The sequence below is a fragment of the Pseudomonas sp. GL-B-19 genome (assembly GCF_019956415.1).
Lineage (GTDB): Bacteria > Pseudomonadota > Gammaproteobacteria > Pseudomonadales > Pseudomonadaceae > Aquipseudomonas.
Genome location: NZ_JAHBDK010000048.1, coordinates 21,890 through 43,100 on the forward strand (window position 1 = coordinate 21,890; position 21,211 = coordinate 43,100).

The following is a 21,211-nucleotide window of genomic DNA, read 5'->3' on the forward strand; positions in this document are numbered from 1 at the left end:
GCCCCCTTCGCGAGCAAGCTTGCTCCTACATTTGACCGCGTTCCTCCAAGTGGAATGCGGTCAAATGTAGGAGCAAGCTTGCTCGCGAAGGCAGCAACTCGGTCTTTCAGAACAACTCAGCTATCGAGCAGTCGGAAAAACCGCTCCCGCACCTGCGGATCATCACTGTGCGCGACATTGAAGCGCAGAAAACTATTGGCGTCGGCAGCTTTGCTCAACATGGTGCCGGGCGTTAGCACCAGGTCATTTTTGAGGCCTTTGTTGGCGAAGGTTTCGGCATGCAATCCGTTGGGCAAACGGGTCCAGATGAACAGTCCTTCACCCGGCACCGACGACACCGAGCATCCCGCCTCCACCAGCCAGCGCGCCACGCGACTGCTCGATTCATATAAACGATCCACTGTGCGGCGGATGTGTTTGGCGTAGCTGCCGTTGCTGAGCATGGTGCAGGTGATCTGCTCCGCCAATTCCGAGGTCACACCGCCGATGCTCATCTTCAGGCTGATCATTCGGGCCGCCAGTTGTGGTGACAACACGGCGTAGCTGACCCGGCTGTTGGCGGACAGGGTCTTGGAGAAACCGGACACGTAGCTGACGGTGTCCAGCCCACTCGCGGCCAGGCGTGGGGTGCGTCTTTGCTGGAGGTCGCCGTACAGATCGTCTTCAACAATGTGGAAGCCGTATCGGTGACTCAACTCCAGCAGGCGATAAACCTGTGCCGCGGAAAACGAGTGCCCGGTCGGGTTATGCAGGGTGCTGTTGGTCATGTAGAGCACGGGGCGATGGGCGATCAGCAACTGCTCTAAAGCTTCCAGATCCAGACCATTGCAATCGCGGGGCAGGGTGATGATCCTGGCACCGTGCAACGCCAGATTGGTGTGCAGGTTGAAGTAGCACGGGTCGTCGAGCAGCACCGTATCGCCAGGTTTTATCAACAGGCGCATCAACTGGTCGATGGCCTGCATGGTGTTAGCGGTGGTGATGATTTGTTCCACCGGCACTTCGATGCCGAAGCCCGACAACTTCACCCGCAACGCCTCACGTAGCGGCCGGTAACCACCGACCTCACCGTATTCACCCATGCGCAATGACGTCGCGCGAAGGGTGCCGCGCACCGCTTTGAGCAGATCTTCGGCGGGCAGCCATGAACTGGGCAGAAATCCACAGCCGGGACGCAGCGCGCCGTTGTCGAGCAGCACTGCACGGCGAACCCGGCTGAGGGTGTCTTGTGGTTGCAGATCCGGGCCAGCAGCGGCTAGGGTTTGCGAGCTCGCTCGGTGGACGTAATGCCCCGAGCCCTGGCGCGAGACCACCAATCCCTTGGCACGCAATCGGTCGAGGGCGTCGACCACGGTGGATTTACCGACGTTCATCAATTCAGAGAGTTCGCGAATCGGCGGCAACTTGGCCCCGTGCGGCAGGCCACCCTGGCTGATCGCCACGGACAGCTGATCGACAATCTGCTGCACCAGCGGCGCTCCCGGCTGGAACTCGATGGCGGCGATCACGGCGCGCTGAGCCTGCATTTTATTGGTCTCCCTGGCAGTAAACTTCGCTGGATTCTATACGAACTTGCCCTGATCAGGAGAAGCGTCTGTCTCTACCATCAACAGGTGGTTTGCATGATGGATCAAGAGGGGCAGTAGATGATTAAGCAAATAACCCGCGACGAACGTTTTCTCGCGATGGCCCAAGAACTCGGCTTCGATGTCTACGACGAAAACCCGGCCGGCGGGCATTACGCGCCGCTGCTTCGGCATGACGATGAGCTGTATGTCAGTGGCCTGGTGCCAAGAATGAACGGCAAAATCCAGTACCCCGGCCGAGTGGGGCTGGAACTCAATTTGGCCGATGCCCAGGAAGCCGCGAGTATCAGTGCGATACGCGGGCTGGCACTGATTCGCGACGCCGTCGGTTCACTGGAAAACGTCAAGGCTGTGCTTCGTGTCACTGTTTATGTGAAATCCACGTTCGACTTTGTCGACCTCAGTGAAGTGGCCAACGGTGCGTCGGATGTCTTCACCCATGTGTTGGGCGACGCCGGCAGGCATACCCGGACGACGGTCGGTGTTTATCAATTGCCGAAAAACGCACCGGTAGAAGTGGACATGATCGTGGCTCTGAATCCCTCGACGGTCTGAATCGTGCAGGCAATAAAAAGCCCCGCTTTCACTCGTAGGCGGGGCTTTTTGATATTGAGCTATCAATTCAAACAGCTTGGAGTCGCTCGACCATATCGGGGAATTTCTCCACCAGCCTGATCAATAATGCCGCTTGAGCATTTGGCTTGGATTTTTCCTGCTCCCAATTTCTCAGGGTGCTGGGGCTGGTTCGAATTCGCTTGGCAAAAACGGCCTGGGACATATGCAACTTAGTACGTAGCGCAACGATTTCTTGTGCGCCGACCTCAGGAGCCGGGTTGTCTTCCACCGTTGTATTTCGCAGCGTGATCTTGCCTTCTCGCTGAGCAGCCATCTCGTCAACGCCCTGCATCAACTCTGCAAACAGGTCGCGCTTTTTCATGGGGTACCTCGTGCCTTTAACTCAATGCCTATGGCTTTCTTGAGCGCCTTCTCTTGGTCGGCAGTCAAATTTTCAAGCTCATCCTTGTCATAAATTGCAAACATCCAGAACTGGCCATCATTCATAAGCCCCAGCGCAGTTTGCGGAAGCCACCTGTACGAGGCATGACATCGCCTGCCTGTGGGTTCGACTGCATATACGTTTGCAGCGAACGATACTCATCGTCCGTCAGATAATCGCCAACGGTGGCAGTGAACGAAGAGGTTTCAAAGAATTGGGTTCGCATCACGAAACTATAGGCAACTTGATTATAGTTTCGCAAGCGGCAATTCCTTCACCTGACGAAGGGGACGACAGGATCTACCAAAAAACATCAGGCAAAAAAAAAGCCCCGCTGCAAGGGCGGGGCTTTCGGGTGAAACGTGTTACTGAGCGGCGATGCTGTAGCCGTCGAACGCAGTTTGCTGCTGCAGTGCGGTGATGATGTTCTTGCGGTTGACCGCTTGTTCGGCCCCGGAGTTGTCCAGGAACGTCTCGCTTTCCAGCTCCGCTTCATCGCCTTCGCCGACGAAGGTAAAGCCGAGGAATTCCAGCGCTTTGCGGTCAACGCTCAGGCTTGAACGCGGGGTGCGCAGCGGCAGGGTGACGCTCATGCCATCTTTGCTGATGGTGAACACTTCGAGATCTTTCTTGGCGCGAGCCACTTTGCTTTTGCCACTGCTCGGGTTGCTGATGGCCTGGTGAGTCTGGTTCAGCACTTTCAGCGCCAGGCCGTAGACGATTTCCTGAAACGCCGGGTCATCCTTGAAGCTGGAGAGAATCCGGCTGATCGAAAATTTGCTGCTCAGGTCTTCCAGAGCCGCAATGTCGGCTGCTTCAGCGTCCTTGAGTTGCTTGAGTTCGCCCATCAGTTCATAGGCTTTATCGTCGTCGAAGCTGTCATGAGCCTGGCGAATCGCGGCGCGCAGCTCGCGGATCTGGTCGCTTTCCCGGGTGGATTGAAAAGCGTCCAGGACCATCTCGCTGATGATCTTGGCCTGAGGCACATGCTGTGAAAGATTGATGGAGTTTTCGTATTCCGCTTTGGACGACAAGGTGATTACGGATTCAGCGGTGTTGGAATCGGACATTGAAATTTCACTACTTCTTTTAACTTGAATTGAGGCGAGAAAGCACAGGGCCTTTTCAGGTCGCCTAATCTATTGGACCGCGGCAGCGTTGTCACGGATGAACAGGCGGTTGGTCATGATTTTTGCGTGAGGACATTTGTGGGCATTGCCGGAACGTGTGCTACGGGCTATTTCCCCATCGAATTCAGATTCATCGAGTGAGCCGCCCATTGTTCCGCCGTTTGCTGATCCACCGGCAAGGAGAAGCGAAAGGTCGCACCGCGCCCGGGCAGATCGATCAGCTGGATCTCCCGACCGTGCAATTGCAAGATCCGATGCACGATACGCAGCCCCAACCCGCCATCGCGCCGAGCACCGCCAATGTTGAAGGGGCGCAGGAACAGACCTTCGCGCAACGGCGTAGCAATGCCTGGCCCGGTATCGCTGACAGTGACTTCGATAAACGGTCCTTGGGGGCGCAGGCTCAGTTCGATTTCTCCACCTTGAGGGGTATCGCGCAGGGCATTGTCGAACAGGTTGGTCAACACCCGCTCGATCAGCCCCAGGTCGGCGCAGACCGCAGAAACGTTGGGGGCGAAGGTGGCCTTCAGCTCAATCTGGCGCGCTTCGGCGGTCAATTCGAATTTCTGAAAAATATCCTGCACCAGATCGGTCAGCGAGAAGCGCTCCAGTACCGGTTGTACGAATCCGTGTTCCAGCCTGACCAGTTCCAGCAGCGATTGCGCCAGCCCACCCACCTTGCGGCTTTGATCCAGGGCGATGCCCAGATAGCGACGCCGGTCAGCAGGGGATAGCGTGGCGTCCTTGAGCGACAGGGTTTCCAGGTACCCGTGCAGCGAGGCCAAGGGCGTTCGCAGGTCGTGGGAAATATTCGCCACGAGCTCTCGGCGCTCCTGGTCCTGACGCGTCAGCGAGCGCCACTGTTCATTGAGGCGGATTTGCATCTGCCGGAAGGCGGCGTCCAGCACGGCAATTTCATCGTGACTGGCGGCTTTTTCTAGCGGTTCCGAGGCCGGTGGTGTGGAGGGAACGCCATCGATGTCGAACTGGCTGACCCTTTCGGTCAAGCGCCGCAACGGTCGGGTAATCAGGGCAAAGGCCGTGAGGCCTGCGATCAGGCACAACAACGCCACCAGACCGATGGACATCAGGGCAGTATTGAGCGCGGCGCTGGTGGCACCTTGTTCGGCGAAGCGGTCGTGTTCTTCGCTGAGCAGTACCACATAGAGATAGCCGACCGGTTGACCGTTGACCCGCAATGGCGCGGCGCTGAACACTTTGCGGCCATCGATGCTGCGCGGGTCATCGCCGAGAATCGGCAGGGCATCGCCTTTGAGCAAGCGCTGGATCGGTCCCAGATCGATCCGCTCCCGACGTATCCGGCCTTCCGGTGCGGCACTTCCGACAATCTTGCCCTGGGTGTCCAGCAGATAGACCTCAACGCTGGGATTGACCTGCATGAGTTTGCTGAACAATTCACGAATGGCATTGGGCATCAGGCCGCTGCTGTCCATCAGCACCGTGTCATGGGTGATGTGTTGCGCCAGATCGCGCGACAGCCCCTGGACCACTTCCAGTTCATGCATCCGGTTGGAGCGCACTTGCATCCATGCCGATGTGCCGCAGCACACCAGTAACAGAATGGCGAACACCAGGGACAGGCGTTGTGTCAGGGTCAGCCTCATGGCTGCTCCTCCTTGACGGCGAATTTGTAGCCACGACCCCACACCGTGAGGATGCGCGCAGGGAGCGCCGGATCGGCTTCGATCTTGGCCCGCAGCCGGTTGATGTGAGTGTTCACTGTGTGCTCGTAACCTTCATGGCTGTAGCCCCAGACCGCATTGAGCAAATCCATGCGCGAGAACACCTTGCCGGGTTGGCGGACGAAGAAGTACAGCAAGTCGAATTCCCGTGGTGTGAGGTCCAGACGCCGACCGTCGAGAGAGACATCGCGGGTGATCGGGTCGATGGACAGACCGTCCGTCATCAGGCTGCCCGAGTCCATCTTCAGGTTGCGGGCCATGGCGTCGACCCGGCGCAGCAAGGCTTTGACCCGGGCGACCAGTTCCAGCATCGAAAAGGGTTTGGCGAGGTAGTCGTCGGCGCCGAGCTCCAGCCCCAGGATCCGGTGCATTTCGCTGGAGCGCGCACTGGTGATGATGATCGGGGTGTAGCGGGCCATCGCCCGGGCACGGCGGCAGATTTCCAGGCCGTCGACACCGGGCAACATCAGGTCGAGGATCAAGGCGTCCCAGCTTCCTTGCTGCAACAGGCGCATGCCTTCATCACCGTCGGTGCAGTGCACCACCTCGAACTGCTCATCGCGAAGATGCAGGCAGATAAGGTCGGCGATGTGCAGGTCGTCCTCTACCACCAGGACGCGTTTGGTCTGTTCCATAAAGCTCAATCCTTTGTAGCGCAATGGGCACATTGTGCGGGTTTTCCTCAGTCCGAGTTATCACGAATTGTTTAACTGCTCGTGAGGATTTGGCGATCAACCCAAGCCTAGGCTGTGTTCTATATCAGGCACCTGGAATTTTGGAGAAGGCCATGTTTTCACGGCGGCAGTTTCTTGTAGCGGGCGGCGGGCTGGGCGCTGCAGCCCTGGTGATCGGTGTGTTGCCAAAATTTGCCGCCAGTACCGCACTGGTCAGTGAGGTCCGCGCGGCAGAGGTGTTCGAGGTGACCCACAGCGACAGCGAATGGCACGCCATGCTCAGCGACGAGCAGTACGAAATCCTGCGTGAAGAGGGCACCGAGCGGGCCTACAGCAGCCCGTTGAACAATGAACATCGCGAGGGCGTTTTCGCCTGCGCCGGGTGTGATTTGCCGCTGTTCTCATCCGACACCAAATTTGACAGCCGCACCGGCTGGCCCAGCTTCTGGGCACCCCTGGACAAAGCGGTGGTCACTCGTCAGGACCGGTCCTTTGGTGTGCTGCGTGAAGAAGTCCACTGCCGGAGGTGTGGCGGTCATCTGGGCCATGTCTTCGACGATGGGCCCAAACCCACCGGTCTGCGTTACTGCATGAACGGTCTGGCGCTGAAGTTCGAGCCACAGGCGGCTTGATCCTTGGGCATTTCCTTTCACTCACTTGATGCAGGTCGACGCTATGTGGCTTTTGGTTCTCGCTTATCTCGGTGGTGTGCTGACGATTGTCAGCCCCTGCATTTTGCCGGTGCTGCCCTTTGTCTTCGCTCGAACCGGGCAGCCGTTTATGAAAAGTGGCTTGCCGCTATTGGCGGGGATGGCGCTGACCTTCGCGTTAGTCGCCACGTTGGCGGCGGTGGGCGGCGGTTGGGTGGTGCAAGTCAATCAGTACGGTCGCTGGCTCGCGTTGCTGTTCGTTGCTCTGTTCGGGCTGACGCTGTTGCTGCCTCGATTGGCCGAACGTCTGACGCGGCCACTGGTGGCAGCTGGCAGTCGATTATCGGAAGTCGCTGACGCCGATGCCCGGCCGCGTCCTGGCGCTTCGTTCCTGATCGGTGTCGCCACGGGCCTGCTCTGGGCACCTTGCGCCGGGCCGATTTTGGGTCTGTTGCTGACAGGGGCGGCGCTGCAAGGGGCAAGCATCGAAACCACGTTGTTGCTGCTGGCTTACGCGGCCGGTGCCGCCACGTCGCTCGCGGTGGCGCTGCTGCTCGGCGGTAAAGTCTTCGCGGCGATGATGCGCTCGATTGGCGCTGGCGAATGGGTTCGGCGCGGTCTGGGGGCAGCAATGCTGGCGGGTGTCGCCGCGATTGCGCTGGGGCTGGATACGGGGATTCTGGCACGGGTTTCAACCGCGTCCACCGGCGGGATCGAGCAAGCCTTGGTCGGCCGTTTGGCCGGCAAGTCTGCGAATAACAGCGGGGCGATGATGGCCGCGGGTGGCGCGATGAAAGCGAGTGCCAAGGCAGCGGGCGGCTTGCCGATTGAAGGCAACCTCCCATCGCTGGATGGCGCGGTGCAATGGCTCAATTCGCCACCGCTCACCACTCAGGCCCTGAAGGGCAAAGTCGTGCTGGTGGATTTCTGGACTTACTCCTGCATCAACTGCCTGCGCACCTTGCCGTATGTGAAAGCCTGGGCCGAAAAGTATCGCGATCAGGGATTGGTGGTGATCGGTGTGCATGCACCGGAATTCGCCTTTGAACGGGATATCGGCAATGTCACCAAAGCCATGAAAGACCTGGGCATCAACTACCCCGTGGCCATCGATAACGACTACAAAATCTGGCGTGCCTTCAACAACGAATACTGGCCGGCCCATTATTTTGCGGACGCACAGGGACGCATTCGTTATCACCACTTTGGTGAAGGCGAGTACGCCGAGTCGGAAAGGGTCATTCAGCAACTGCTGCGTGAAGCGGGAGCGGTGAAGGTCGCGGACGGTCTGATCACTGCGGATGCGACAGGGGTTCAACTCGCGCCGGACATGAACGAAGTGCAATCACCGGAAACCTATGTCGGTTTCCAGCGTGCCGAGCATTTCGTCCCCGAGACAAGTCTCGTGCCTGACAAAGTGGCCGCGTACACCTCACCCGCCGAACTGGCCCTCAACGATTGGAGTCTGGACGGAAAATGGAATGTCGGTTCAGAGCGTGCGACTTCCAGCGCGCCAGCCAGTCGCATCGTCTATCGCTTCCATGCACGCGATTTGCACTTGGTGCTGGGTCCCGGTGCCGACGGTAAACCGGTGCGATTCAAAGTGCTCATTGACGGCAAAGCCCCTGGTGACGCCCACGGCACCGATGTGGCGCCCGATGGCAGCGGCAGTGTGAACTCACAGCGTTTGTATCAGTTGATACGCCAGAGCGGCAGCGTCACGGACCGGACGTTTAGCATCGAATTTCTCGATCCGGGTGTGTCGGCTTATGCGTTTACGTTCGGTTGAAATCATTCCATTGGTTGAGGAGTCTGCCCCATGAAAACCCTGTTCACCTGGCGCCGCACCCTGTTGGGAATGGCCGCTGCCGGCGTTATTAGTCAGTGCTCGGCATTTTCGTTCGGTGCCGAAGAAGCCGTCGTCATCCCCCCGCCAGCTGTGGATGAAACAACCCAGGCCCACAGCGAAAAAGTGGTGTTTGCCGGCGGATGTTTTTGGGGCGTCCAAGGTGTTTTTCAGCACGTTAAAGGTGTGAAAAAAGCTATCTCTGGTTACGCCGGTGGTGCCGCCAACACCGCCCACTATGAACGGGTCAGCGAGGGCAATACCGGCCATGCGGAATCCGTCGAAGTCACTTACGATCCGGCTCAGGTCAGCTACGGGACGTTGCTGCAGATCTATTTTTCGGTGGCCCATAACCCCACAGAACTGAACCGCCAGGGCCCCGACAGCGGCACTCAATACCGGTCGGCGATTTTCACTGAGAACACCGAACAGCAACGCATTGCCCAGGCTTACATTGCCCAGCTTGACGCTGCTCATTCGTTCAACAAACCCATTGTGACCAAGCTGGAAACCTACAACGGTTTCTACCCGGCAGAGGAGGAGCATCAAGATTTTCTGACCGAGCACCCGACCTATCCGTACATCGTGATCAACGATCTACCGAAAGTGGCGCAGTTGAAACGGTTGTATCCCGATCGGTATCAGGAGAAACCGGTGTTGGTGAAGGCAGGGATGTGAATGGCAGTTGATGTATGGGTTTATTCACCCCGAAATCACATTCTTGCCCGCCACCTTCGACCGATACAGCGCCTGGTCGGCCCGGGCCAGCAATCCGGTCTGTTGTTCTTCTTCGAAGCGCTGGACCACGCCGAAACTCATGGTCACTTGAAACTCGCCCACCGGTGGCAAGCTCAACAGGCCATCGCGGATTTTTTGAGCGAGGATCCTGGCATCAGTCAACGAGGTAGCGGGAAGGATCATGATGAACTCGTCCCCCCCCCATCGCGCCAGCAGATCACCTTCGCGCACGCAGTGCTTCACGCTCTCGACCACCTGCACGATTGCCGCATCACCCAAGGCATGGCCGTAGTGATCGTTGATGATCTTGAAGTCGTCGATGTCCATGGCGATCAGGGACAGGGGGCGTCGAAAGCGTTGTGCTCGTTCGCATTCCTGAGGCAGGGTTTTTTCCATCAGGTAGCGATTGGCAATGGCGGTCAGCGTATCGGTTTCTGCCAGTTTGCGGTTTTCTTCGAGTTGAACCTGAAGCTGCTGGTTGACCTGAGACAACTCCCGGGTTCGCTCTTCAACGGTCGCTTCAAGGGAGTGAGTGCGTCGTTCCAACTCTTCGAGCAGACGTCGCTTGTCGTCGATGCTGCGGTGCGCACCGACCATCCGCGCTACCGTGCCGTCGGCGTTGCGGGACAGCACATAGCCGCGATCTTCGATCCAGGTGTAACTGCCGTCCAGCATGCGGCAGCGATATTCGGCCTGATAGGTGGGCGCGCGCTGTTGCAGGTAATCATCAAACACGGCCATGACTGAGGGGTAATCTTCAGGGTGGATGAGGTTCTCCCAAGTCAACGCAGTGTTGTCCAAGGAATGAGGCTCGTAACCGAGCATCTTGTACCAACCGGGGTTGCGGTAGACAAAACCTGTGTTGGCGTTCCAGTCCCAGATACCGTCGCTGACCAGTTCCAGAATAGTGTGGAGCAGGTCTTCGCTAAAATCTGACACATTGAGTTTCAATGGCTTGATATTTGTCGCTTCCCCCATCACCACTCTCCCTGACGCACAGCTTTCAATTGATTCGCCTGGCGTCGAGATTAGTGCATGGCGCATTGCCACGCCTAGTACTTGCCCCATAACTGCATAGCAAAGTCGACGAAATGGCGTAATTTCGGTAAGCGGTAGCGATCCTGAGCGTACACAAGGTGCATCGGCCGGCTCGGCAGTTGATAGTTCTGCATCAACGCCACCAGTTTTCCATTGAGCAGGTCCTGTTCGACCAGTGCATCAGGCAACATCACGATGCCCATCCCGGTTCGAGCAGCCTGATGCAACCCTGCGGAGCTATTGATCAGCATCGGACCACTGACGGCCACCATCACTTCGCCTTCCGGCCCGCTCAGACGCCACTGTTTTGCGACCGATTGCCAGTCATCCCCGACCGGGTAGGCAAAAGACAAACAATCGTGATGTTGCAGGTCTTCGGGTTTTTCCGGCGTGGTACGGCGTGCCAGGTATTCCGGTGATGCGCACATGGTCAGGGTGTAGTCGATCAGCGGGCGGGCGATCAGGTTGGACGGCTCAATGGCGCCCAGGCGAAACGCCACATCGAGGCCGTTTTCGAGTAGATCGGGGCGCCCGTTAGTGAGCACCACGTCCAGTTTGACCTGTGGACATTGCAGAGAAAATTCGCTGAGCGCTGGCGCAAGCTTTTCCGTGCCAAAGGTCAGCGGTGCCGTGATGCGCAAGATTCCACTCGGCGCGTCCTGACTCTGTTCGGCCAGACGTTCGGAATCGGCCACCAACCCTAATACTTCAAGACAACGCAGGTAATACGCGGAGCCGAATTCCGTCAGGCGCTGGCGCCGTGTCGTACGGTTGAGCAAGCGCACGCCCAGACGTTGCTCCAGTGCGCGCAGGTGATTGCCGACCATGGTCGTGGACATTTCACACTGCTGCGCGGCGGCCGTCATGCTGCCAGCCTCCACCACGCGTACGTAAACGGTCATTGCCTGGAACAAATCCATTATCAAGCTCGGCTTTAAGATGATTGAAGTATTACGGCGTTTATCCAGCTCAGGTGGCTAACCATACTGCAAAAACACCGACCATTGATGGAGCTTGATGCCATGACCGCCGCCTGCCTGATGAGCACTTACCAACCGCTGGCCCTGAGTTTCAGCAGAGGGCTGGGTACGCGCCTTTGGGATGAGGCCGGTCGTGAATACCTGGACGCGGTGGCGGGCGTGGCGGTGACCAACGTTGGCCACTCCCATCCTCGAATCGTCTCGGCGATCAGCGAGCAGGCTGGTTTGCTGTTGCACACGTCCAACCTCTACAGCATCGATTGGCAACAGCGGTTGGCCCGGAAACTGACGAATTTGGCGGGCATGGACCGGGCGTTCTTCAACAACTCCGGGGCTGAAGCCAATGAAACCGCGCTGAAACTCGCACGGCTTTACGGCTGGCACAAAGGTGTCGAACAACCGCTGGTGGTGGTCATGGAGAACGCTTTTCATGGCCGAACGCTGGGCACTTTATCCGCCAGCGATGGCCCGGCTGTGCGCCTGGGCTTCAATGAGTTGCCGGGGGATTTCGTCAAAGTGCCGTTCGGTGATCTCAGCGCACTGGATCACGTGCAGCAGGCCTACGGCCAACGAATCGTGGCGATCCTGATGGAGCCGATCCAGGGCGAAAGCGGTGTCCAGTTGGCGCCGCCCGGTTATCTCAAAGCGGTGCGCGAACTGTGCAACAAACGCTCGTGGTTGATGATGCTCGACGAAATCCAGACCGGCGTCGGCCGCACCGGTCAATGGTTCGCGTTTCAGCACGAAGGCATCGTCCCGGACGTCATGACGTTGGCCAAAGGCCTGGGCAACGGCATCCCTATCGGCGCCTGTCTGGCCCGAGGAAAAGCCGCCGAACTGTTCACCCCCGGCAGCCACGGCAGCACCTTTGGCGGCAATCCGTTGGCCTGTCGTGTCGGTTGCACCGTGCTGGACATCATTGAAGAGCAAGGCTTGATTGAAAATGCCAGGCTTCAAGGCGAACGTCTGCTGGCCAGATTACGTAGCGAATTGGCGGATGATACGAACGTCCTGGCGATCCGTGGTCAAGGCTTGATGATCGGTATTGAACTCAAGCAACCAATCCGCGACCTGACCCTAATCGCCGCGCGGGATCACGGTCTGTTGATCAACGTTACACGGGGCAAGACCATTCGCCTGCTGCCGCCGCTGACGATTGATGAGCGGGAAGTGGAGATGATTGTCAGAGGGGTTGGTCGGGCCGTGAATGCGGTTTGATACACAACTGATCGTTCCCACGCTCTGCGTCACACTTTTGTGGACGCGGAGCGTCCCTGGCCGCATTCCCACGCGGAGCGTGGGAACGATCAATACATATCCTTGTTAAACAGTGTGAGAGGAGTCGGTGAAAGCCGTGATTTCGGCTCGATCCATGAATTTGATTTTTGAGCCGTTGAACCCTTTGAACAATTGCCGGTGCGCGGCAAATCCACTGGAGTCCTCGCGCATCCGATAACTGGCGGCCCATTCCAGCAACGCCATCAGCAACACGTCATTGTCCGGTCTTTGTTCTCTCTGACGAATATTGGCAACACAGTTTTCGTCATCAACACACAACCAGATCAGCGCCGTTGCCCGGTGCATAAGCTCGCTGACGATCCAGCCATAAACGCCTTCGATAACCCACTGTTCTTCATCGGCCGCAATCCGCGCTATGTCCAGTGCTGCAGCATACGGGCGGGCGATGCTGTGTTCGTCCGAGATCCAGTGAATCTTGTCGAGATCGATCCATGGCACCTTGAGTTGTGCTGCCAATCGTTCCGCCAGCCAACTTTTGCCAGAGCCAGAGTTGCCGATGATCAGCGTTCGGGTGAGGTTCATGGTCAATCGCCATTTCAGTCGTCATGTTCAGGCGCAACCATCCGGGTTTTGGGCGAGCCGTTTGAGTTGTGCTGATAAATGTCCTGGGGTTGTCCTTTCTCATTGAAGAACACCTGGCCGATGCCTGCCGAGTTCCATAGCCGTTCGCCGGCCTCGGCATGTTCGGGAGTGTGCGGAACGATGCGCATGCGGCGGCGTTTGGTCAGCCAGTTCAGTGGCGAGCGCGGCGAATAGAGCCAGCGATTGAGGCGGTCGAACCATTCAAGCAGTCGGGGCGGGAATTCGTTTTTGATGCCGCTGCTGGTGATCTGCCAGATTTTCGGGCCGGCCTTGCGGTGTCGGATAAACACTTCGTAGACGAAGGAATAATGCACATCACCGGACAGCACCACGTAGTTACCTGGTGTGCGCGAGTGTCGGAAAATGTTCAGGATCACTTGGGCCGCGCCGCGATGCGCCATCCAGTTTTCGGCGTCCACCAGCAGTGGATAACCGAACCAGCTGAAGACCTTCTGCACGGTTTCGATCAGTTTGACGCCGAAGATCGGCGCGGGTGAAACGATGATCGCCGACGGATGGTCGAGCAGTTCCTGTTGCAGTTCGCTGAGGGCTTCCCAGTCCAGCAGGCCGGACGGTTGCTTGAGGTTCATCTCGCTGCGCCAGCGCCGGGTGCGGGTATCTATCACCACCAGTGCGGGCGTGGTGGGCAGCACGTAATGCCACTGTTGAAAGCTCAACAGCGCATCAATCAAATCATCCTGCACCGGACTGTCGAGGTAACGGTCGCCCCCGGTGGCGCTGAGCAAACGGGTTTTTTCCAGTACACCGACAAACGCATCCGGGTTGTTGCCCCAGCCCTGGCACAGCATGTAGGCGATCAAGGCGTTGCCGATGATGCGCTTGGAGAACGGATGGCCGTAAGCCGTTTCCTCCCACTGCGCGGACAGATTCCAGTCGTCGGTAATGTCGTGGTCGTCGAAGATCATCAGGCAAGGCAGATGCGCCATGGCCCGTGCGGCACCGCCCAGGCCCGACTGGAAGTCATCGATATGCGTTTGTTCAACGGCATACAGTTTGTGTCGTGCGAGCGTCAGCGCCGGAGGTTGCGGATTGATCAGTGTCCAGGGCGTCGGCGACCAGACCAGCAGGTACATGGCCATCACCTCGGCGAAGGTCATCAGGTGATTGTCGGCACTGCTGCTGGTGAAAATCGGCTTACGCGCGCCGCCGAAAAATCGATCACGCAGGGTTTCATTGCTCTTGAGCGCTGGTAACAAATCCGCACGGTGGTAGTAACTGGCCGGGTGTTCGTAGAGTTTTGCGCTGTCGCTGACCACTGCGCCTTCGAGGCGTTCTTCAAACAGGCCCAGCCGTTCGATCAAGGCATGGATCGCCCGCAACATCGGTCCCGCAACGTCGTCGGCGTAAATCTGGTCGCCGCTCATCATCAACAACGCCGGCCGCTGCGAGGCGTCATGTTCCTCGGCCAACAAACGGTCGACACAGAGCAACCCATCGGTGGCCGGGTGATGCGGTTTGCGGCAGGAACCATGCAGCAACTGATCAATGCGCGAGCGCAGGACAAAGTTTGGGTAACGCGCGTCGCCGTAGAGCAGATGCGGGGCCCACTCGGCGATGCCGGTCATCGCGTCATCGATCAACAGGTCGTATTCGATCAGTGTGTCGCAGGGCAGGGCAGTCGCCAGCGGCACATCAATCAAGTGGATAAACGCGTGAGTGCCGATGGGGATGACAGTGCACTGCTCGGCATCCAGGCGGATGTCGTCGCAGTTTTGCAGGCGCAACGTCAGCGACAGCGCGCGGGATCCGACGAGCCACATGACCAGCCGTGCAGGTTCCAGCCGCCGTAACAGCGGGCCGACCAGCACCGGAGGCAGTGAGTTGCAATCGTCAGGCAATGGCAGAGATACGGACATCCGGGTTCAAGGCTCTTGGCACACAGGTCGGCGATGATAGCTCAAGTGGTCGCCTTTTCCTGTTAAGCGGGAGCCGCGATTCCTCACGACCCCACGCCCAAGGGTTCCTGTGACCCTACGCCTCCCAGCCCGCCCCACTGACGGCTGCCTGCGCCAGTGGGTGCATGTCCGCCCCTTGATGCTCCGTCTGCCAGGCCAGCAATTCCTTGCGCATGCCGGGCGTCCAGTACATTTTCAGGTGATTACGCACGCCGAGCACTGCCTGTTGTTGGTCCGGTTCGCTGGCGAAGTACTGGGCGATCTGGTTGACCATTTTGATCAGGTTTTCAGTGCTCATCGGCGTACCTCGGCTTTAGTGCCACGCGCCTGACGGCGTTCGTTGAGCAGACGATGCTGTTCGTCGCTGAACTCCTGATAGCGTTTTTGCCACTCGGAAGGGTGGTAGACGCGGCTGACCTCCACGGCGGTGACCTTGTACTCCGGACAGTTGGTGGCCCAGTCGGAGTTGTCGGTGGTGATGACGTTGGCCCCCGATTCAGGGAAGTGGAAGGTGGTGTACACCACGCCTGGGGCTACCCGCTCGGTGACCCGCGCGCGCAGCACGGTCTGTCCGGCGCGGCTGCCGATGCCGACCCAATCACCTTCGTTGATGCCACGACTTTCGGCGTCGCTCGGGTGGATTTCCAGGCGGTCTTCGTCGTGCCAGGCGACGTTTTCGGTACGGCGGGTCTGGGCACCGACGTTGTACTGGCTGAGGATGCGTCCGGTGGTCAGCAGCAGGGGATAGCGATTGTTGACCTTTTCCTCGGTGGGCACGTAGCCGGTGAGCATGAACCGCCCCTTGCCGCGCACGAATTCATCGATGTGCATGGTCGGCGTGCCGTCCGGTGCCTCGGCGTTGCATGGCCATTGCAGGCTTCCGTGGCTGTCCAGTGCGGCGTAGCTGACGTTGGTGAAGGTCGGCGTCAGGCTGGCGATTTCATCCATGATTTCAGATGGGTGCGTGTAGTTCATCGGGTAACCCAGCGCGTTGGCCAGGGCCACCGTGCCTTCCCAGTCGGCCTTGCCGCCCAGCGGTTCCATGACCTTGCGCACTCGGGAGATGCGCCGCTCAGCGTTGGTGAAGGTACCGTCTTTTTCCAGGAACGAGCTGCCCGGCAAGAACACGTGGGCGAACTTGGCGGTTTCGTTGAGGAAAATATCCTGCACCACCACGCACTCCATGGCCGATAGCGCCGCGGTGACGTGCTGGGTATTGGGATCGCTCTGGGCGATGTCTTCGCCCTGGCAATACAGGCCCTTGAAACTGCCGCCCAAAGCGGCCTCGAACATGTTCGGAATGCGCAGGCCCGGGTCGGGTTGCAAGGTGACGTTCCAGGCCTGTTCGAACTGCGCCCGTACCACTTCGTTGGAGATGTGCCGATAGCCGGGCAGCTCGTGGGGGAAGGAACCCATGTCGCAGGAGCCCTGAACGTTGTTCTGCCCCCGCAGCGGGTTCACGCCCACACCTTCGCGGCCGATGTTGCCGGTGGCCATGGCCAGGTTGGCGATGCCCATGACGGCGGTGCTGCCTTGGCTGTGCTCAGTGACGCCGAGGCCGTAGTAGATCGCCGCGTTGCCACCGGTGGCATACAGACGGGCGGCGGCTCGGATGTCGGCAGGGTCTACGCCGCAGATGGCGCCGAGCACTTCCGGCGAGTTTTCCGCGCGGCTGACGAACTCGCTCCAGCGGGCGAAATCGCTGCCCTCGCAACGGGCGTCGATAAAGGCCTGATTGAGCAGACCTTCGGTGACGATGACATGGGCCAAGGCGTTGAGCATCGCGACGTTGGTGCCCGGGCGCAGGGCCAAATGATATTCAGCGCGGGCATGCACCGAGTCCACCAGATCAATGCGTCGTGGGTCGATGACGATCAGTCGCGCGCCTTCACGCAGACGGCGTTTGAGCTGGGAGGCGAACACCGGGTGAGCATCGCTGGGGTTGGCGCCCATCACCAGGATCACGTCGGCCTGCATCACCGAGTCGAAACTCTGGGTGCCGGCGGACTCGCCCAGGGTTTGTTTCAGGCCATAACCGGTCGGCGAGTGGCAGACCCGTGCACAGGTGTCGACGTTATTGTTGCCGAACGCGGCGCGCACCAGTTTTTGCACCAAGTAAGTTTCTTCGTTGGTGCAGCGACTGGAGGTGATGCCACCAATGGAATCGCGGCCGTATTTTTGCTGGAGCCGGCGGAACTCGCTGGCGGCGTAGGTCACCGCTTCATCCCAGCTGACTTCCTGCCAAGGGTCGTTGATGTGCTGGCGGATCATCGGTTTGGTGATGCGATCCGGGTGAGTGGCGTAGCCCCAGGCAAAGCGCCCTTTGACGCAGGAGTGGCCGTGGTTGGCGTGGCCGTTCTTGTCCGGAACCATGCGCACCAACTGGTCGCCTTTCATCTCGGCACGGAACGAGCAGCCCACGCCGCAATAGGCGCAAGTGGTGATCACGCTCCGTTCGGGCTGACCCAATTCGACCACGCTTTTTTCCATCAGGGTCGCGGTGGGGCAGGCTTGCACGCAGGCGCCGCAGGACACGCATTCCGAGTCGAGGAAGTTCTCGCCACCGGCAGCGGCTACGCGGGATTCAAAACCGCGCCCAGTAATGGTCAGGGCAAAAGTACCCTGGGTTTCTTCGCAGGCACGCACGCAGCGGTTGCAGACGATGCACTTGCTCGGGTCGTAGTCGAAATAGGGGTTGGAAGTGTCCTTCACGTCGGCCAGATGGTTATCGCCTTCATAGCCGTAACGCACCTCACGCAGGCCGACTTGGCCAGCGACGGTTTGCAGCTCGCAGTTGCCGTTGGCCGAACAGGTCAGGCAGTCCAGCGGGTGATCGGAGATGTACAACTCCATGACGTTGCGGCGCAGCGTCGCGAGCTTCGGCGTCTGGGTGTGCACGCTCATGCCTTCGCTGACCGGCGTGGTGCAGGACGCCGGGTAGCCGCGCATGCCGTCGATCTCCACCAGGCACATGCGGCAGGAGCCGAAGGCTTCCAGGCTGTCGGTGGCGCACAGTTTCGGAATGGTGGTGCCGAGCAGCGCGGCGGCGCGCATCACCGAGGTGCCTTCGGGCACGCTGATGCTGCGGCCGTCGATGTTCAGGGTGACTTGCACCTGGCTGTCGCGGGCCGGAGTGCCTAGATCGATATCGGTGTTCGGGTCGAAGAGGGTGATCATTGGTCGGCCTCCGAAGATTGCAGACCGAAGTCGGCGGGGAAGTACTTGAGGGCGCTGGCTACCGGAAAGGAGACCATGCCGCCCAGCGCGCACAGCGAACCGTATTGCAGGGTGTCGCACAGGTCCTTGAGGATGATCACCTGCTCATCGCGACCGTTCTGGTCAGGTGCGGCCAGCAGACGGTCGATCACCTCCACGCCCCGGGTCGAGCCGATGCGGCATGGGGTGCATTTGCCACAGGATTCCTCGGCACAGAACTGCATGGCGAAGCGCGCCATATGGGCCATGTCGAGGCTGTCGTCAGCCACCACCACACCACCGTGACCGAGCATGGCGCCGATGCCGGCGAACGCTTCGTAATCCAGCGGCGTGTCGAATTGGGAAGGTGGCACCCAGGCGCCGAGCGGGCCGCCTACCTGTGCGGCTTTCAGCGGCCGGCCACTGGCGGTACCTCCGCCATAGTCTTCCACCAGTTCGCGCAGGGTCAGGCCAAAGGCCCGTTCTACCAAGCCGCCGCGACGAATATTGCCTGCCAGTTGGAAAGGCATCGTGCCGAGGGAACGGCCCATGCCGTAATCACGATAGAACTGCGCGCCCTTGGCCAGAATCAGCGGCACCGAGGCCAGGGTCAGCACGTTGTGCACCAGCGTCGGCTGGCCGAAAAGCCCCTTCAACGCAGGAATCGGTGGCTTGGCGCGGACGATCCCGCGCTTGCCTTCGAGAGAGTCCAGCAGCGCGGTTTCTTCGCCGCAGATGTAAGCACCGGCACCGACGCGCACTTCCATATCGAAGGCCAGGCCGCTGCCCCCGACATTGGCGCCGAGGTAACCGTTAGTTCGGGCAATCTCCAGCGCCTCATTTAACGTGGCGATGGCCTGTGGATATTCCGAGCGCACATAGATGTAGCCGTAGCTGGCGCCGACGGTGATGCCGGCAATGGCCATGCCTTCGATCAGCAGGAAGGGGTCACCTTCCATCAACATGCGGTCGGCGAAGGTGCCGGAGTCGCCTTCGTCGGCGTTGCACACAATGTATTTCTGCGCCGCTTGAGTGGCGCGCACCGTGCGCCATTTGATCCCGGCGGGGAAGGCTGCGCCGCCACGGCCACGCAGTCCTGAATCGAACACCGCGGTCGCGGTCTCATCGCCGCCAAAAGCGACGGCCCTGTTCAAACCCTCGAAACCGCCGTGGGCTCGGTAATCGTCCAGCGACAGCGGTCGGGTGATACCGGCGCGGGCGAACAGCAGGCGTTGTTGAGACTTGAGATAAGGCAACTCTTCTACAAGACCCAAGGCCAGCGGATGAGTGGAGGGCTCGCCTTGCAGCGCATCGAGCACGGACGGCACATCGGCAGCCGTCAGCGGGCCGAAGCCGATACGGCCTTGCGGAGTGTCCACTTCCAGCAGCGGTTCCAGCCAGTACAGGCCGCGAGAGCTGGTGCGTTGCAGGTCTTGGCTGGCGAGGGCCGAGGCCACCTCATCGGCACCGACGGCACGGGCCAGGGAATCACAGGACAGATAGAGGCTCATACGTCCTCCCGGCAAGCGTCGAGCAGGGCATCCAGACGCTCGGCACTGAGCCGCGCATGCACCTGACCATCCAGCTCAAGCGCTGGAGAACAAGCGCAAGCGCCGAGGCAATACACTGGCCGCAAACTGATGCTGCCATCGGCGCTGCTGCCGTGATCATCCAGTTGCAGGCGATCACGCAACTGCGCGGCAAGCTGCTCGGCACCGCGACTCTTGCACGACTCCGCCCGACACAGACGCAGGATATGCCGGGCCGGCGGCGCGGTGCGGAAGTCATGGTAGAAGCTGATCACGCCGCGAATCTCGGCCTGACTCTGATTGAGGGCGTGGGCAATCTCGGGGATGGCGGCATCGGGGATGTAACCGATACCTTCCTGAATCTCATGAAGAATGGGCAACAGTGCGCCGGGGGTGCCCTTGTGGCGCTCCAGCAGGCTGTTGACCATCGGCAGGTGCAACATCTCATCAGGCATTCAGCAATCCTCACGGTCACGGACAAACCAGGCGGTTGTCGGTCGTCCGAAAGTGTCGGCTGCGGCATTCACACCACGTCACGGTATCGTGGCATTGTCAGGCCGTTGGCCAGGGCACCCTGTGCGGGCATCTTGTTGTGCCCGGCGCGGTCTTTGCCGCACCTTTTATAGGGCATTAAGGCAGCTTGCCACGCTGGTATTGATTCGACTGCACCAAAGCGACGTGTTTGGTTCTTTCTACGACTACCCGTTAAGTCTAGACGAGGCCCAGCCCAAGGCGTCGTACGCAACTCGTACTCGGGACATACATTCAAAAAACAGGGAATGACAGATGATTGATTTCAACAACAAAGGCTTCTTCAAACTCAAGCAAAACGAAGAATACGCCGAACGCGTCAGCGCGCTGCTGCTGGAAGGGGAACAAGTCATCGACGCCTACAAATCCATGCGTGACGGCGTAGTGTTCACCAACAAACGCATCATCGCCGTCAACGTGCAAGGCATCACCGGCAGCAAAAAAGACTTCACCTCACTGCCCTACAAAAACATCGTGGCGTACTCGGTGGAAACGTCCGGGACGTTTGACCTGGACTCGGAGTTGGAGATTTACTTTTCGTCGTTGGGGAAAGTGAAGTTCGAATTCACCGGCAGGACATCGATGGTGGAAATCTCGAAACTGATCTCCCAGCACCTGCTCTGACCCGAACACTAAAAAGCCCCGAAGAAATCGGGGCTAACGCATAACTAATGTAATTGGATGGACTCGCCCACGCCGAGGCGTCAATGCGCCACGGTGGCAGTCTAAGAAGCCAACGGCAGCGAGGGCGAGTCCATGAAAAAGAATACGACGCTTAAACAGTCCCTGTCTTCAACCGATGTGTCGGCCTGTACGA

General features: G+C 59.3%; 19 protein-coding genes and 1 pseudogene. 6 read left to right on the plus strand and 14 right to left on the minus strand.

Annotated features, from left to right (window positions below):
• Positions 1–116: 116 nt before the first annotated feature.
• The gene (locus tag KGB06_RS19490) at positions 117–1,526 is read right to left on the minus strand and encodes a PLP-dependent aminotransferase family protein (RefSeq protein WP_223518648.1); all 1,410 of its coding nucleotides are present in this window, start codon (positions 1,524–1,526) and stop codon (positions 117–119) included.
• Positions 1,527–1,646: 120 nt separating this feature from the next.
• Between KGB06_RS19490 and KGB06_RS19495 the strand changes: the two genes are divergently transcribed.
• Positions 1,647–2,141 (plus strand): RidA family protein, encoded by a 495-nt coding sequence (locus KGB06_RS19495; RefSeq protein WP_223518649.1) that lies wholly within the window; start codon positions 1,647–1,649, stop codon positions 2,139–2,141.
• 67 nt (positions 2,142–2,208) lie between these two features.
• Here the strand turns inward: KGB06_RS19495 and KGB06_RS19500 are convergent, their stop codons facing one another.
• The 5 genes and pseudogenes from KGB06_RS19500 to KGB06_RS19520 all read right to left on the minus strand — a co-directional run bounded on the left by KGB06_RS19500 (position 2,209) and on the right by KGB06_RS19520 (position 6,051).
• Complete coding sequence (locus KGB06_RS19500; protein ID WP_140668471.1) at positions 2,209–2,523, minus strand: helix-turn-helix domain-containing protein; 315 nt, start codon at positions 2,521–2,523, stop codon at positions 2,209–2,211.
• A pseudogene (locus KGB06_RS19505) lies at positions 2,520–2,809 on the minus strand (toxin). The gene KGB06_RS19500 and the pseudogene KGB06_RS19505 overlap by 4 nt, the downstream one beginning before the upstream one ends.
• Before the next feature lie 139 nt (positions 2,810–2,948).
• On the minus strand, positions 2,949–3,653 hold the full coding sequence (locus tag KGB06_RS19510) for a hypothetical protein (protein WP_223518650.1): 705 nt from the start codon (positions 3,651–3,653) through the stop codon (positions 2,949–2,951).
• A gap of 167 nt (positions 3,654–3,820) precedes the next feature.
• Positions 3,821–5,338: a sensor histidine kinase gene (locus KGB06_RS19515; RefSeq protein WP_223518652.1), complete on the minus strand. Its 1,518-nt coding sequence runs from the start codon at positions 5,336–5,338 to the stop codon at positions 3,821–3,823.
• Positions 5,335–6,051: a response regulator transcription factor gene (locus KGB06_RS19520; protein ID WP_223518654.1), complete on the minus strand. Its 717-nt coding sequence runs from the start codon at positions 6,049–6,051 to the stop codon at positions 5,335–5,337. The genes KGB06_RS19515 and KGB06_RS19520 overlap by 4 nt, the downstream gene beginning before the upstream one ends.
• Before the next feature lie 152 nt (positions 6,052–6,203).
• Here KGB06_RS19520 and msrB point away from each other — a divergent pair, with 152 nt between their 5' ends.
• The 3 genes from msrB to msrA are packed head-to-tail and all read left to right on the plus strand — an operon-like array spanning position 6,204 to position 9,264.
• Positions 6,204–6,722: a peptide-methionine (R)-S-oxide reductase MsrB gene (gene msrB / locus KGB06_RS19525; RefSeq protein ID WP_223518656.1), complete on the plus strand. Its 519-nt coding sequence runs from the start codon at positions 6,204–6,206 to the stop codon at positions 6,720–6,722.
• Positions 6,723–6,765: 43 nt separating this feature from the next.
• Positions 6,766–8,529 carry a cytochrome c biogenesis protein DipZ gene (locus KGB06_RS19530; protein ID WP_223518658.1) on the plus strand — a complete coding sequence of 588 codons (1,764 nt, stop codon included), beginning with the start codon at positions 6,766–6,768 and terminating at the stop codon, positions 8,527–8,529.
• 30 nt (positions 8,530–8,559) lie between these two features.
• Positions 8,560–9,264 carry a peptide-methionine (S)-S-oxide reductase MsrA gene (gene msrA / locus KGB06_RS19535; RefSeq protein WP_223518660.1) on the plus strand — a complete coding sequence of 235 codons (705 nt, stop codon included), beginning with the start codon at positions 8,560–8,562 and terminating at the stop codon, positions 9,262–9,264.
• A gap of 24 nt (positions 9,265–9,288) precedes the next feature.
• On the opposite strand, the gene KGB06_RS19540 is transcribed toward msrA, so the two are convergent.
• Positions 9,289–10,302: a sensor domain-containing diguanylate cyclase gene (locus tag KGB06_RS19540; protein WP_223518662.1), complete on the minus strand. Its 1,014-nt coding sequence runs from the start codon at positions 10,300–10,302 to the stop codon at positions 9,289–9,291.
• Positions 10,303–10,376: 74 nt separating this feature from the next.
• Entirely contained in the window at positions 10,377–11,282 is a 906-nt protein-coding gene (locus tag KGB06_RS19545; protein WP_223518664.1) for a LysR family transcriptional regulator, read from the minus strand.
• A gap of 102 nt (positions 11,283–11,384) precedes the next feature.
• On the opposite strand from KGB06_RS19545, the gene KGB06_RS19550 reads away from it, so the two are divergent.
• Positions 11,385–12,560 carry an aspartate aminotransferase family protein gene (locus KGB06_RS19550; protein ID WP_223518666.1) on the plus strand — a complete coding sequence of 392 codons (1,176 nt, stop codon included), beginning with the start codon at positions 11,385–11,387 and terminating at the stop codon, positions 12,558–12,560.
• A 105-nt stretch (positions 12,561–12,665) separates the two neighbouring features.
• On the opposite strand, the gene KGB06_RS19555 is transcribed toward KGB06_RS19550, so the two are convergent.
• The 6 genes from KGB06_RS19555 to KGB06_RS19580 form a co-directional block, all read right to left on the minus strand.
• Entirely contained in the window at positions 12,666–13,163 is a 498-nt protein-coding gene (locus KGB06_RS19555) for a shikimate kinase (protein ID WP_223518667.1), read from the minus strand.
• Between the two features lie 14 nt (positions 13,164–13,177).
• A complete protein-coding gene (locus KGB06_RS19560) occupies positions 13,178–15,100 on the minus strand; it encodes an alkaline phosphatase family protein (RefSeq protein ID WP_223518669.1) in 1,923 nt (640 codons plus the stop codon).
• 115 nt (positions 15,101–15,215) lie between these two features.
• Positions 15,216–15,437 (minus strand): formate dehydrogenase subunit delta, encoded by a 222-nt coding sequence (locus tag KGB06_RS19565; RefSeq protein WP_223518671.1) that lies wholly within the window; start codon positions 15,435–15,437, stop codon positions 15,216–15,218.
• On the minus strand, positions 15,434–18,316 hold the full coding sequence (gene fdhF, locus KGB06_RS19570; RefSeq protein WP_223518674.1) for a formate dehydrogenase subunit alpha: 2,883 nt from the start codon (positions 18,314–18,316) through the stop codon (positions 15,434–15,436). Before fdhF ends, KGB06_RS19565 begins: the two co-directional genes overlap by 4 nt.
• A complete protein-coding gene (locus KGB06_RS19575) occupies positions 18,313–19,845 on the minus strand; it encodes a formate dehydrogenase beta subunit (protein WP_223518676.1) in 1,533 nt (510 codons plus the stop codon). The genes fdhF and KGB06_RS19575 overlap by 4 nt, the downstream gene beginning before the upstream one ends.
• Positions 19,842–20,318, minus strand: a complete 477-nt coding sequence (locus KGB06_RS19580) for a formate dehydrogenase subunit gamma (RefSeq protein WP_223518678.1) — start codon at positions 20,316–20,318, stop codon at positions 19,842–19,844. The genes KGB06_RS19575 and KGB06_RS19580 overlap by 4 nt, the downstream gene beginning before the upstream one ends.
• A gap of 331 nt (positions 20,319–20,649) precedes the next feature.
• Between KGB06_RS19580 and KGB06_RS19585 the strand changes: the two genes are divergently transcribed.
• Complete coding sequence (locus KGB06_RS19585; protein WP_093226569.1) at positions 20,650–21,018, plus strand: PH domain-containing protein; 369 nt, start codon at positions 20,650–20,652, stop codon at positions 21,016–21,018.
• The last annotated feature ends 193 nt before the right edge of the window (positions 21,019–21,211 follow it).

What these genes read in the sequence shown, in the direction of transcription:
- KGB06_RS19495 (WP_223518649.1), top strand. Translation starts at nt 1,647, where the DNA reads ATGATTAAGCAAATAACCCGCGACGAACGTTTTCTCGCGATGGCCCAA.
- KGB06_RS19550 (WP_223518666.1), top strand. Translation starts at nt 11,385, where the DNA reads ATGACCGCCGCCTGCCTGATGAGCACTTACCAACCGCTGGCCCTGAGT.
- fdhF (WP_223518674.1), bottom strand. Translation starts at nt 18,316, where the DNA reads ATGATCACCCTCTTCGACCCGAACACCGATATCGATCTAGGCACTCCG.
- KGB06_RS19575 (WP_223518676.1), bottom strand. Translation starts at nt 19,845, where the DNA reads ATGAGCCTCTATCTGTCCTGTGATTCCCTGGCCCGTGCCGTCGGTGCC.
- KGB06_RS19555 (WP_223518667.1), bottom strand. Translation starts at nt 13,163, where the DNA reads ATGAACCTCACCCGAACGCTGATCATCGGCAACTCTGGCTCTGGCAAA.
- KGB06_RS19490 (WP_223518648.1), bottom strand. Translation starts at nt 1,526, where the DNA reads ATGCAGGCTCAGCGCGCCGTGATCGCCGCCATCGAGTTCCAGCCGGGA.
- KGB06_RS19585 (WP_093226569.1), top strand. Translation starts at nt 20,650, where the DNA reads ATGATTGATTTCAACAACAAAGGCTTCTTCAAACTCAAGCAAAACGAA.
- msrA (WP_223518660.1), top strand. Translation starts at nt 8,560, where the DNA reads ATGAAAACCCTGTTCACCTGGCGCCGCACCCTGTTGGGAATGGCCGCT.
- KGB06_RS19510 (WP_223518650.1), bottom strand. Translation starts at nt 3,653, where the DNA reads ATGTCCGATTCCAACACCGCTGAATCCGTAATCACCTTGTCGTCCAAA.
- msrB (WP_223518656.1), top strand. Translation starts at nt 6,204, where the DNA reads ATGTTTTCACGGCGGCAGTTTCTTGTAGCGGGCGGCGGGCTGGGCGCT.
- KGB06_RS19540 (WP_223518662.1), bottom strand. Translation starts at nt 10,302, where the DNA reads ATGGGGGAAGCGACAAATATCAAGCCATTGAAACTCAATGTGTCAGAT.
- KGB06_RS19500 (WP_140668471.1), bottom strand. Translation starts at nt 2,523, where the DNA reads ATGAAAAAGCGCGACCTGTTTGCAGAGTTGATGCAGGGCGTTGACGAG.
- KGB06_RS19560 (WP_223518669.1), bottom strand. Translation starts at nt 15,100, where the DNA reads ATGTCCGTATCTCTGCCATTGCCTGACGATTGCAACTCACTGCCTCCG.
- KGB06_RS19565 (WP_223518671.1), bottom strand. Translation starts at nt 15,437, where the DNA reads ATGAGCACTGAAAACCTGATCAAAATGGTCAACCAGATCGCCCAGTAC.
- KGB06_RS19520 (WP_223518654.1), bottom strand. Translation starts at nt 6,051, where the DNA reads ATGGAACAGACCAAACGCGTCCTGGTGGTAGAGGACGACCTGCACATC.
- KGB06_RS19580 (WP_223518678.1), bottom strand. Translation starts at nt 20,318, where the DNA reads ATGCCTGATGAGATGTTGCACCTGCCGATGGTCAACAGCCTGCTGGAG.
- KGB06_RS19530 (WP_223518658.1), top strand. Translation starts at nt 6,766, where the DNA reads ATGTGGCTTTTGGTTCTCGCTTATCTCGGTGGTGTGCTGACGATTGTC.
- KGB06_RS19515 (WP_223518652.1), bottom strand. Translation starts at nt 5,338, where the DNA reads ATGAGGCTGACCCTGACACAACGCCTGTCCCTGGTGTTCGCCATTCTG.
- KGB06_RS19545 (WP_223518664.1), bottom strand. Translation starts at nt 11,282, where the DNA reads ATGGATTTGTTCCAGGCAATGACCGTTTACGTACGCGTGGTGGAGGCT.